Raw genomic sequence first — 10547 nt, forward strand, 5'->3', positions numbered from 1 at the left:
TCGGCTTTCACGCGGTCTTGGTTGTGGTGTCGATCAGGTCGACAAAACGGCGGAACAGGTAGTGGCTGTCGGACGGGCCGGGGCTGGCTTCGGGGTGGTACTGCACCGAAAATGCCGGGTACCGGCTGGTCGCGATGCCTTCGTTCGATCCGTCAAACAGGCTGGTATGGGTGGTGCGCACGTCCGCGGGCAGGGATGTGTCATCCACCGCGAAGCCATGGTTCTGGCTGGTGATTTCCACCCTGCCCGTCGCCAGGTCCTTGACCGGCTGGTTGGCGCCACGATGGCCGCGCGCCAGCTTGTAGGTCTTTGCCCCCAGCGCCAGCGCCAGAAGCTGGTGCCCAAGGCAGATGCCGAAGACCGGCTTGCCCGCTTCCAGCACGCCCTTGATGGCCGGGACCGCGTATTTCGCCGTCGCCGCCGGGTCGCCCGGACCGTTGGACAGGAACACGCCTGCGGGGTCGAGGGCGAGGATCTCCTCCGCCGTGGCCGTAGCCGGCACCACGGTCACGTCACAGCCTGCCGTGGCAAGGCAGCGCAGGATGTTGCGCTTGGCCCCGTAATCGACCGCGACCACCTTGCGGCGCTTTGCAGGCAGGGGGGCGGTGCCGTGCGGCCACTGCCATACGCCTTCAGCCCATGTATAGGGGCTGGGGCAGGTGACCTCGCCCGCAAGGTCCATGCCCTCCAGCCCCGGCCAGGCGCGGGTCTGTGCCAGCAGGGCGGGAATGTCGAATTTTCCATCGGCGGGATAGGCCACGATGGCCGTCTGCGGGCCGCCTTCACGGATGCGGCGCGTAATGGCGCGGGTATCGATGCCGCAGATGCCCGGAATGCCCTGCGCCTTCAGCCATGCGTCCAGCGATTCGGTCGAACGCCAGTTGGCCGGCGCCGTCAGGTCTTCCTTGACCACCAGCGCGCGGGCCTGCACGCGGGCGGCCTCATCATCCTCCGGCGTAGTGCCGGTATTGCCGATATGGGGGAAGGTGAAGGTGATGATCTGCCCGGCGAAGGACGGGTCGGTCAGCGTTTCCTGGTAGCCGGTCATGCCGGTCGAAAAACAGATTTCGCCCAGCGCGCGCGCCGTGCTGTACGCGCCGAATCCGCGGCCCCACATAATGGTGCCATCCGCCAGGATCAGGGCGGCGGTCGCGGCTTTGGGCCTGTCGGCCGGTGCGATCGGGTTTGACGTGCTCATCATGGGCTCCGGTCGGTCGGATTCTGTGTCGGGTTGCAGGTCGGACAGTGACAGGCCGGTGGCCCGCAGCACGGTGGTCCAGTGCTTGGGCGGAATGGCGCGGGCCTGCCGCCATTTGCGAATGGCCTCGGTGCTGACGCCTGTCAGGCGGGCGGCCTGTTCGGCGCCGCCAAGGCGTTCGATAATGTTTTCTATCGTCATCGGCATTGGATGATGTCCCTTCCGGGAGTATTGCCTAACAGCGTCTCTGGTAATTGGGAAGAAAATTCCCACGTACCTGCGAAATGAGATGATGGGAAAATTATTCCCGGCACGAACGGGGCATCCCGCCCCGCCCGCCGGGCAGAGGAGTTGACAGTCATGTCCTTGCGCGCACGTTTCATGGATGACCTGAAAGCAGCCATGAAGGCAGGCCAGAGTGAAAAGGTCGGCACCATCCGCATGATCACCGCAAAGCTGAAGGATGTCGATATCGCCGGTCGCGCCAAGGGGGAGGACCAGGTGAGCGATGAAGCCGTGATTTCCATGCTGCGCGGCATGATCAAGTCCCGCGCGGAATCGGCTTCCATGTACGAAAAGGGTGGCCGCCCCGAACTGGCGGAAAAGGAAAACGCCGAAATCGCGATCATCCGCGGCTACCTGCCGCCCGACCTTGATGACGCCACCATCGAGGCCGCCGTGCGCGAGGCCATCGAACGCACCGACGCCACATCCATGAAGGACATGGGCAAGGTCATGGCGGCGCTGAAGGACCAGTTTGGCGCGGCCCTTGACCCCGCGCGCGCCTCCGCCGTGGTGCGCGCACGCCTTGCCGCCTGAGGCAGGGGATACACGACACGATGGCGCTTGACCCCGCTTTCCTTGATGAACTGCGTGCCCGCACGCCCATCGCCCCCGTTATCGGGCGGCGGACGAAGCTGGTGCGTTCGGGAAGGAACTGGAAGGCATGCTGCCCCTTCCACGGGGAAAAGACGCCATCATTCTATGTCTATGACGACCATTACCACTGCTTCGGCTGCCAGGCGCATGGCGATGTCATCACGTTTGTGATGCAGAGCGAGGGGCGTTCCTTTCCCGAAGCGGTGGAGGAACTGGCCACCGCCGCCGGCATGGAAATGCCAAAGCCCGACCGCAACCAGCGCGAGCAGGCCGAACGCGCCCGCACGCTGGGCGAGGTGCTGGACGCGGTGCAGGCATCGTGGCAGCGCAGGCTGTACCAGCCGGAGGGGCGCGAGGGGCTGGCCTACCTGCGCGGCCGCGGCCTGACGGATGAAACCATCGCGTCCTTCGGCCTTGGCTGGTCGGGGGAAGGGCGCGGCGGGCTGGTGGCCGAGATGGCGGCGCTGGACATCACCCCCGCCATGCTGCGCGATGCAGGCGTGATGCGCGCGGATGAGGACGGCACGCCATCGCGCGAACTGTTCTTCAACCGCGTGACCTTCCCCATCCGGGACCGGCGCGGGCGGCTGGTGTCCTTTGGCGGGCGCATACTGGGCGATGGGCAGCCCAAATACCTCAACGGGCCGGAAACCGCCATTTTTTCCAAGCGCCGGGTGCTGTTCGGCCTTGACCGCGCGCGTGAGGGCGTGCGCGGCACGGGGCCGGAGGCCGACCTGCTGGTGGTGGAAGGCTACATGGACGTGATCGCCCTGCATCAGGCGGGCTTTCGCGGCGCGGTCGCCCCCCTTGGCACGGCGCTGACATCCGAGCAGCTTGAAGCCCTGTGGCAGGTCGCCCCGGTGCCGGTGCTGTGTTTCGATGGCGACGCGGCGGGGCAGCGCGCGGCGGTGAAGGCGGCGGAAACCGCGCTGCCGCTGCTGAATATGGACCATAGCCTGCGGTTCTGCGTCCTGCCCGAAAATGATGACCCCGACAGCCTGGTGCGGCGCGATGGCCCTGCCGGCATGGCCGCCCTGGTCGCGGGCGCCCGGCCGATGGGCGAAGTCCTGTTCGGCCTGCTGAGCGAGGGCGTGCGCGACCCCGGCCCCGAACAGCGCGCCGCCCTGCGCCGCAGGCTGGTGGCGGTCGCGGGCCTGATCCCCGACAAGGCGCTGGCGTCCGAATACCGCTCCACCCTGCTGGACAGTTTTTTCCAGACCTTCCGCCGCAATGGCGCGCGCGGCGGCGTGAAAAAGGCCGCCATTGCCACATCCCCCGTGGCCACGATGGATGCGGACCTGCAGCGCCAGTGCATCCTCAGCGCCATCATCCTCGAACAGCCCGGCGTGCTGGATGAGGTGCAGGACGCCTATTGCCGCCTTGAACTGCCCGCCGACCTTGCCACCCTGCGCGAGGACCTGCTGGACCTGCATGCCGCCCGTGGCGAACTGCCCCCGCCCGATGAGCTGGCGGCCTGCCTGTCCGCCGCGGGGCTGGATGAGGTATGCCAGCGCGTGCGGGCCGTGCGCGGGCGGCGCGCGGGCGGGCAGGGGGATGACGACCTGTTCGGCACCGACCCCCGGCATGAGTGGTGGCATTTTTACGCTTTGTTGAATGTTGAACGTTTTGCCGCCGAAATTCGGGCCGATACTGAACGGATGTGCACCGGCGATCTGGACGAGGCCGCATGGGCCAGCCTGCGCACCCGCCTGCTGGCGCTGGATACCCTGCGCCGGGGCGGGACCGACCTTGATGAATAAGGCGGAAAATTGACCGAATGCATGAAATGAACCGCGCCAACCCTTGACTTCGGCCATGTTATCGACCACCTGCACCAGACAAAAGCAGATGAAAACGGTATGATTGGCCGTATCCTGCCCCGCTACATACCGGCGGGCGGAAAGGGGAACGGCCACTATGCGCGGGCAGGGTGTGCGCGCTTGCGTAAACGGATTTGCTGGGTAGGGATTGATCGGGCATGGCGACAAAGACAGCCACGGGTACGGACACGGCTTCGGGGGATCAGGATAACGATACGACCCTGCTGGACACCCGGTCCGGCGCCGTCAAGAAACTGATCGCCCGCGGCAAGGAACGCGGTTACATCACTTTCGACGAACTCAATGCCGTCCTGCCGCAGGACCAGATGTCCTCCGAGCAGATCGAGGACGTGATGGCGGCCCTGTCGGAAATGGGCATGCAGGTTGTCGAGAACGAGGACAACGACGAAACCGAAGCCCCGGCCGCGGCCGAAGCCAAGAACGACGACACCGCCGAGGAGGAAAGCGAGAGCGAGGAACCCGCCGCCGGTAACGTTGATACCGAAAGCCTGGGCCGCACCGATGACCCGGTGCGCATGTACCTGCGCGAAATGGGTTCGGTCGAACTGCTGTCGCGCGAAGGCGAGATCGCGATCGCCAAGCGCATCGAGGCCGGCCGGGACGAGATGATTGGTGGCCTGTGCGAAAGCCCGCTGACTTTCCGCGCCATCATTTCGTGGCACGAGCGGCTCAAGGCCGGTGAAATGCTGCTGCGTGACATCGTCGACCTCGAGGCCATGCAGTCCGGCGGCAACGACCCCGCCGAGGCGGCTGAAGGCGAGGAAGCCTTTGGCGAGAACGAAGGCGCCGAAAACGAGGAAGCCGAGGAAACCGAGGGCGAAGGTGAGAGCGAGGGCGAAGGGGCCGGCCTGTCATTGTCGGCGCTTGAGGAAAAGCTGAAGCCCGAAATCCTTGAACAGTTCGAGGAAGTCGAGGCGCTGTACGCCGCCCTGCACAAGGTGCAGGCCGAGCGGCTGGAAAAATTCACGGCGGGTGAGGAAATCTCCGCCGAGGATGAAGGCCGCTACGAACAGCTGCGCATGGAACTGGTGGGCAAGGTCCAGCAGGTCCACCTGCACAATGCGCGTATCGAGGTGCTGGTCGAGCACCTGAAGGAAATCTTCCAGCGCCTGAACGGGCTGGAGGGGCGCATGCTGCGGCTGGCGGAAAGCACCCGCGTGTCGCGTGATGACTTCCTGATCAAATATCGTGGCCGCGAACTGGACCCCGGCTGGATGGACATGGTCGCCACCCTGCCGGCCAAGTCGTGGAAGAACTTCCTCGCCAAGCATGGCGAGACGGTGATCCGCCTGCGTAACCAGGTGGCCGACCTGACACAGGAAACCGGGTTGCCGGTGGGTGAATTCCGCCGTGTCTACGCCACCGTGTCGCGCGGCGAGCGGGATTCGGCGCGCGCCAAGAAGGAAATGATCGAGGCCAACCTGCGCCTCGTGATCTCGATCGCCAAGAAATACACCAATCGTGGCCTGCAGTTCCTCGACCTGATCCAGGAAGGCAATATCGGCCTGATGAAGGCGGTGGACAAATTCGAATACCGCCGTGGCTACAAGTTCTCGACCTACGCCACGTGGTGGATACGCCAGGCCATCACGCGTTCCATCGCGGACCAGGCGCGCACCATCCGTATCCCGGTCCACATGATCGAGACGATCAACAAGCTGGTCCGCACCTCGCGCCAGATGCTGCATGAGATCGGGCGTGAACCCGCGCCGGAGGAACTGGCCGAAAAGCTGGGCATGCCGCTGGAAAAGGTGCGCAAGGTACTCAAGATCGCCAAGGAGCCGATCTCGCTCGAAACCCCGATCGGGGATGAGGAAGACAGCCACCTTGGCGACTTCATCGAGGACAAGGCCGCCGTCATCCCGCTGGATGCCGCGATCCAGACCAACCTGCGTGAGGCCACGACGCGGGTTCTGTCCTCGCTCACCCCGCGTGAGGAGCGTGTGCTGCGCATGCGCTTTGGCATCGGCATGAACACCGACCACACGCTGGAGGAAGTGGGCCAGCAGTTCAACGTGACGCGTGAACGTATCCGCCAGATCGAGGCCAAGGCCCTGCGCAAGCTCAAGCACCCCAGCCGGAGCCGCAAGCTGCGTTCCTTCCTTGATGATAACTGAGGTTCCATGCCCGGCCGACCGTGACGGACCGGGCGATGATGGAACACGGGTCGGGGTGGATGTGACGTTCCTGTGCATGGACCGCGCGCCCCCCGGCATCCCGCCAGCCCTGCCACATGGCTACAGTATCCGGCAGACCTTCCGCCCCGGTGTTGCGTGGTATCGTGGCCTGTATGACGCCGTGGGGGCTGATTACTGCTGGTGGCTGCGCCGGGTCATGCCCGACAGCGAGCTTGCGGGCCTGCTGTCCAGTCCCGGCATTGGCGTGCACGTGCTGTATGAGGGCGACGTGCCCGCGGGGTTCTGTGAACTCGACAGCCGGTATGCCCCCGATATCAACATCGCCTATTTCGGGCTGTTGCCCGCATGGATCGGCCGTGGGGTCGGGCAGGTTTTCCTGCACCAGATGGTGGCGCGGGCATGGGCGATGAATCCGGCGGTGCTGCGGGTCAACACATGTTCGGCCGACCATCCGCGCGCGCTGCCCAATTACCAGCGGGCCGGTTTCCGCAAGGTGCGGACCATTCATGAAATCTGGACCATTCCCGACACGCTGGGGCTGAAGGTGCCAGAACGCCTGCGTCTGGACTGAAGGAAGGACGGCAGTGGAGCGGGGGCTGGCGGCTCCCCCCCGCGTGGGCCGGGCCGCATGCCTGATGTGCCGCGGGAACCGGTCAGGGTCGGGACCGGCTTCCGCCATGACCGCGCGCAGGATGTCCGGCCATGCCAGTCTTTACGGGGCTGGAGCCGGTTAAAAGGTCCGTTGCCTGACTTTTTCCTTGTCTGTCGGCCTGGTTTGTGTTTCAAACCGCCTCTTCCCTGCCGGGTGCGTGGCATCGCGCCCGGCTATACCCGTGCCCTGGTGGCAACATGGCGGACCGTGTCCGTCCATGCGGGGGTTGAAGTGATCCGAAGGGAGTCCCAATGCCGTTGTATGAAACCGTGCTGATTGCACGTAATGACGTGTCGCAGCAGCAGGTCGAAGCCATTGCTGATGGCATCGCCACCTATCTGGAAGCCGAATCCGGTTCCGTCAAGAAGCGTGAATACTGGGGCCTGCGCACGCTGGCCTACCGTATCAAGAAGAACCGCAAGGGGCATTACATGCTTCTGGGCCTGGATGGTTCTTCCGCCGCGATCAAGGAAATCGAGCGCCAGCTCAGCCTGAACGAAGACGTTCTGCGCGTGCTGACCCTGCGTGTGGACGAGATTGACGACGCACCGTCGGTCATCCTGTCGCGCAAGGGCGACGAGCGCGAGCGTGGCTTCCGTGGTCCCAAGCCCGCTGGCCGTTTTGAAAGCGGTCGCGGCACGCGCCGTAATTTCGATGACCGCGAGGAGTTCCGCGCCCGTAACGAGCGTGAAGAACAGCAGCGCGCCAACGCCACTGCCAGCGCCGAAGCGGAGTAAGAGCTGATGTCCGAATCAACCGAGATCAATCCCGCCGCCCGCCGCGTTGCGGTTGGCGCGCGCCGTCCGTTCTACCGTCGTCGCAAGTCCTGCCCGTTCTCCGGCCCCAACGCGCCGAAGATCGACTACAAGGACGTGCGCCTGCTGAGCCGCTTCCTGTCCGAGCGTGGCAAGATCGTCCCCAGCCGCATCACGGCAGTGTCCGCCAAGAAGCAGCGTGAACTGGCCCAGGCCATCAAGCGCGCGCGTTTCCTGGCCCTGCTGCCCTACATTGTAAGCTGAGGGAGGCTTAACCATGTCCGCAGTAGAACTCATCCTGCTCCAGCGCGTCGAGAAGCTGGGCCAGATGGGCGAGATCGTGAGCGTGAAGCCGGGCTATGCCCGCAACTTCCTGCTGCCCCAGGGCAAGGCGATCCGCGCAAACGCACATAACCGCGAACGTTTCGAACGTGAACGTGCACAGCTTGAGGCCCAGAACCTCAAGAACCGTGAGGAGGCCGAGCGCCTGTCCGAGCGGATGCACGGCCTGTCCGTCATCCTGATCCGTCAGGCTGGCGACAGCGGCAGCCTGTATGGCTCCGTCACGACCCGTGACATCGCGGAAGCCGCGACCAAGGCCGGCCTGACCATCGACCGCAACCAGGTCATCCTGCCCGAGCCGATCAAGCAGCTTGGCCTGTATGAAGTCAGCGTCGCCCTGCACCCGGAAGTGACCATGCAGGTCACCGTCAACGTTGCCCGTTCGGAAGAAGAAGCGGAACGTCAGGCACGTGGCGAGGAAATCGGCGTCGATCAGGAAGATGAACAGGTCCTGGCCGAAGAAGGCGCGGTAACCGAAGGCGAGGTTTCGGAAGAAACCGCCGTCGAGGAAACCCCGGCCGTCTGATTGACCTGACCTGTCGCCCCGTCCGGGGCGTCTGGCCGGTTACGAAAGCCCGGAAGAGGAAACTCTTCCGGGCTTTTGCCGTTTGCGGGGCAGGCGCATGGGGCTTGTTGCCGGGCGCATATGCATGAAGGGGGCAGGCCAATGGCACCTGTATTGCTGGACCGGGCCTTTATGCATTTCATTACCCTGGGGCGGCTGGATGTCCATTACCCCGGTGGCGACCGGCGCGTCTATGTGGGCGGTCCCGGGCCACAGGCGGGCATGTGGATCGCGGATGGGGAAACGGTGCGTGCCCTGCTGCTTGATCCCGCGCTGAAGGTGGGGGAAGCCTATATGGCGGGCACGCTGCGGCCGGTGGGCTGCACGCTGTATGACCTGCTGCATGTGCTCATGCTGAACGTCATGCGGCGCAGCCCCGCGGGGGAGCGAATATTTGGCTCCCTGCGCTATGTCGCGCGGAGATGGCTGCAACATAACACCCTGCGGCGCGCGCGGCGTAACGTGGCGCATCATTATGATCTGGACAGCAGGCTGTACCGTCACTTCCTTGACGGGGACATGCAGTATTCGTGCGGTTATTTCCCCACGGGCCATGAAACGCTGGCACAGGCGCAGGCGGCCAAGAAACACCATCTGGCGGCCAAGCTGCACCTGTCGCATCCCGGCATGAGCGTTCTGGACGTGGGCTGTGGCTGGGGCGGCATGGCCCTGACGCTGGCGCGCGATTACGGCGCGCAGGTCACGGGCATTACCCTGTCGGTGGAACAGTTGCATATTGCCTGCCAGCGCGCACGGGCGGCGGGTCTGGACGGACGCGTGCGCTTTGAACTGCTGGATTACCGCGCCGTGAGCCGGCAGTACGACCGGATCATTTCCATCGGCATGTTCGAACATGTGGGCGTGGCCCATTACCCGGCGTTTTTCGCCACCATGCGCGCGGCGCTGAACCCCCATGGCGTGATGGTGCTGCATTCCATCGGCCGCAGGGAGGGGCCGGGCGTGACCAACCCGTGGATCGACCGCTACATCTTTCCCGGCGGCTATTCCCCGGCGGTCAGTGAAGCCGTCAGCGCCGTGGAACGCGCCGGGCTATGGCTGACGGATTGCGAGATCTGGCGCCTGCACTACGCGCGCACCATCGCCCACTGGCGCAGCCGTTTCGCGGCACGGCGCCAGCAGGTCGCGCGGCTGTATGATGAACGCTTCTGCCGCATGTTCGAATTCTACCTTGTGGTGTCCGAACTGGCCTTCCGCGTGCAGGGACACCTGAATTTCCAGTTGCAGCTGGTGCGTGAAATCGATGCCGTGCCGCTGTCGCGCGATTACATGTATGCCGCGCAGCCGGGGACCATGCAGAATGGTCAGGACAGTATCGCGGCCCTGCGGGCATGAAGGCGGGCCAGGCGGTCGAATTCGGCAATGTCCAGCGTTTCGGCCCGGCGGCTGCCATCGATGCCCGCTTCAGCCAGCAGGGCTTCGCCGCCAATGGATTTCAGCGCCCCGCGCAGCATCTTGCGCCGCTGGCCGAAGGCGGCGGCCGTCACCTGTTCCATGGCGCGGAAAACGGCCGCATCGGGCTGTCGCGCATGCGGGATCAGCCCGACCACGGCGGAATGGACCTTGGGTGGCGGGGAAAACGCGCCGGGGGGGATATGCATCTGCACGCCGCAGCGGCATGTCCACTGCGCCAGCACGCCCAGCCTGCCGTAATGCGCCGAACCGGGGCCAGCGCAGATGCGTTCGGCCACTTCAAGCTGGAACATCAATGTCAGCCGCGACCATGCCGCCGCCTGCCGCAGCCAGCCCACCAGCAGCGGCGTGCCGACATTATAGGGCAGGTTGGCGATGATCTGCCGCGGGGCGGGGCATAGCGTGGCCAGGTCGCACCGCATGGCGTCGGCTTCGATGATGCGCAGGCGACCGGGCGCCAGGGCGGCCAGTTCCGTAATGACGGCAACCGCCCGCGTGTCCACCTCCACCGCGACAATGCTGGCGGCATCAGTGTCCAGCAGCGCGCGGGTCAGGCCGCCGGGGCCAGGGCCGACTTCCACCACGTGCTGGCCCGCAAGGTCCCCCGCCAGTGCTGCGATACGCGCCGTAATCGCCGGGTCCAGCAGGAAGTGCTGCCCCAGCGCCTTGCGTGCGTCCAGCCCGTGCCGCGCGATGGTCTCGCGCAGCGGCTCCAGCCCCGCCGGGCGTCCGGTCATGGTCATGGC

At 65.3% G+C, this 10547-nt stretch carries 10 protein-coding genes; 8 read left to right on the forward strand and 2 right to left on the reverse strand.

Annotation, left to right across the window (positions count from 1 at the left end; translation table 11 throughout):
• Positions 1-7 precede the first annotated feature (7 nt).
• A complete protein-coding gene (gene carA, locus CFR76_RS00880) occupies positions 8-1405 on the reverse strand; it encodes a glutamine-hydrolyzing carbamoyl-phosphate synthase small subunit (RefSeq protein WP_110555394.1) in 1398 nt (465 codons plus the stop codon).
• Positions 1406-1558: 153 nt separating this feature from the next.
• On the opposite strand from carA, the gene CFR76_RS00885 reads away from it, so the two are divergent.
• The 8 genes from CFR76_RS00885 to CFR76_RS00920 all read left to right on the forward strand — a co-directional run bounded on the left by CFR76_RS00885 (position 1559) and on the right by CFR76_RS00920 (position 9723).
• Positions 1559-2017 carry a GatB/YqeY domain-containing protein gene (locus tag CFR76_RS00885; RefSeq protein ID WP_110555395.1) on the forward strand — a complete coding sequence of 153 codons (459 nt, stop codon included), beginning with the start codon at positions 1559-1561 and terminating at the stop codon, positions 2015-2017.
• 20 nt (positions 2018-2037) lie between these two features.
• Positions 2038-3837, forward strand: a complete 1800-nt coding sequence (dnaG, locus tag CFR76_RS00890) for a DNA primase (RefSeq protein ID WP_110555396.1) — start codon at positions 2038-2040, stop codon at positions 3835-3837.
• A gap of 218 nt (positions 3838-4055) precedes the next feature.
• Positions 4056-6035 (forward strand): RNA polymerase sigma factor RpoD, encoded by a 1980-nt coding sequence (rpoD, locus tag CFR76_RS00895; RefSeq protein WP_110555397.1) that lies wholly within the window; start codon positions 4056-4058, stop codon positions 6033-6035.
• Positions 6025-6627 carry a GNAT family N-acetyltransferase gene (locus CFR76_RS00900; protein ID WP_110555398.1) on the forward strand — a complete coding sequence of 201 codons (603 nt, stop codon included), beginning with the start codon at positions 6025-6027 and terminating at the stop codon, positions 6625-6627. Before rpoD ends, CFR76_RS00900 begins: the two co-directional genes overlap by 11 nt.
• A gap of 332 nt (positions 6628-6959) precedes the next feature.
• Positions 6960-7445, forward strand: coding sequence for a 30S ribosomal protein S6 (gene rpsF / locus CFR76_RS00905; RefSeq protein ID WP_025439020.1), 486 nt, complete (start codon positions 6960-6962; stop codon positions 7443-7445).
• 6 nt (positions 7446-7451) lie between these two features.
• The gene (gene rpsR, locus CFR76_RS00910; protein WP_007399693.1) at positions 7452-7727 is read left to right on the forward strand and encodes a 30S ribosomal protein S18; all 276 of its coding nucleotides are present in this window, start codon (positions 7452-7454) and stop codon (positions 7725-7727) included.
• 13 nt (positions 7728-7740) lie between these two features.
• A complete protein-coding gene (gene rplI / locus CFR76_RS00915; RefSeq protein WP_110555399.1) occupies positions 7741-8331 on the forward strand; it encodes a 50S ribosomal protein L9 in 591 nt (196 codons plus the stop codon).
• 141 nt (positions 8332-8472) lie between these two features.
• Complete coding sequence (locus tag CFR76_RS00920; protein WP_110555400.1) at positions 8473-9723, forward strand: SAM-dependent methyltransferase; 1251 nt, start codon at positions 8473-8475, stop codon at positions 9721-9723.
• Here CFR76_RS00920 and rsmA read toward each other — a convergent pair.
• On the reverse strand, positions 9693-10544 hold the full coding sequence (gene rsmA / locus CFR76_RS00925; protein ID WP_110555401.1) for a 16S rRNA (adenine(1518)-N(6)/adenine(1519)-N(6))-dimethyltransferase RsmA: 852 nt from the start codon (positions 10542-10544) through the stop codon (positions 9693-9695). The genes CFR76_RS00920 and rsmA overlap by 31 nt on opposite strands.
• Between the last annotated feature and the right edge of the window lie 3 nt (positions 10545-10547).

The sequence above is a fragment of the Komagataeibacter swingsii genome, assembly GCF_003207895.1.
Classification (GTDB): domain Bacteria; phylum Pseudomonadota; class Alphaproteobacteria; order Acetobacterales; family Acetobacteraceae; genus Komagataeibacter; species Komagataeibacter swingsii.

Coding starts and splice junctions, on each gene's coding strand:
- rpsR (WP_007399693.1), top strand. CDS start 7,452: ATGTCCGAATCAACCGAGATCAATCCCGCCGCCCGCCGCGTTGCGGTT.
- rpsF (WP_025439020.1), top strand. CDS start 6,960: ATGCCGTTGTATGAAACCGTGCTGATTGCACGTAATGACGTGTCGCAG.
- dnaG (WP_110555396.1), top strand. CDS start 2,038: ATGGCGCTTGACCCCGCTTTCCTTGATGAACTGCGTGCCCGCACGCCC.
- rplI (WP_110555399.1), top strand. CDS start 7,741: ATGTCCGCAGTAGAACTCATCCTGCTCCAGCGCGTCGAGAAGCTGGGC.
- CFR76_RS00885 (WP_110555395.1), top strand. CDS start 1,559: ATGTCCTTGCGCGCACGTTTCATGGATGACCTGAAAGCAGCCATGAAG.
- carA (WP_110555394.1), bottom strand. CDS start 1,405: ATGCCGATGACGATAGAAAACATTATCGAACGCCTTGGCGGCGCCGAA.
- rsmA (WP_110555401.1), bottom strand. CDS start 10,544: ATGACCATGACCGGACGCCCGGCGGGGCTGGAGCCGCTGCGCGAGACC.
- CFR76_RS00900 (WP_110555398.1), top strand. CDS start 6,025: ATGATAACTGAGGTTCCATGCCCGGCCGACCGTGACGGACCGGGCGAT.
- rpoD (WP_110555397.1), top strand. CDS start 4,056: ATGGCGACAAAGACAGCCACGGGTACGGACACGGCTTCGGGGGATCAG.
- CFR76_RS00920 (WP_110555400.1), top strand. CDS start 8,473: ATGGCACCTGTATTGCTGGACCGGGCCTTTATGCATTTCATTACCCTG.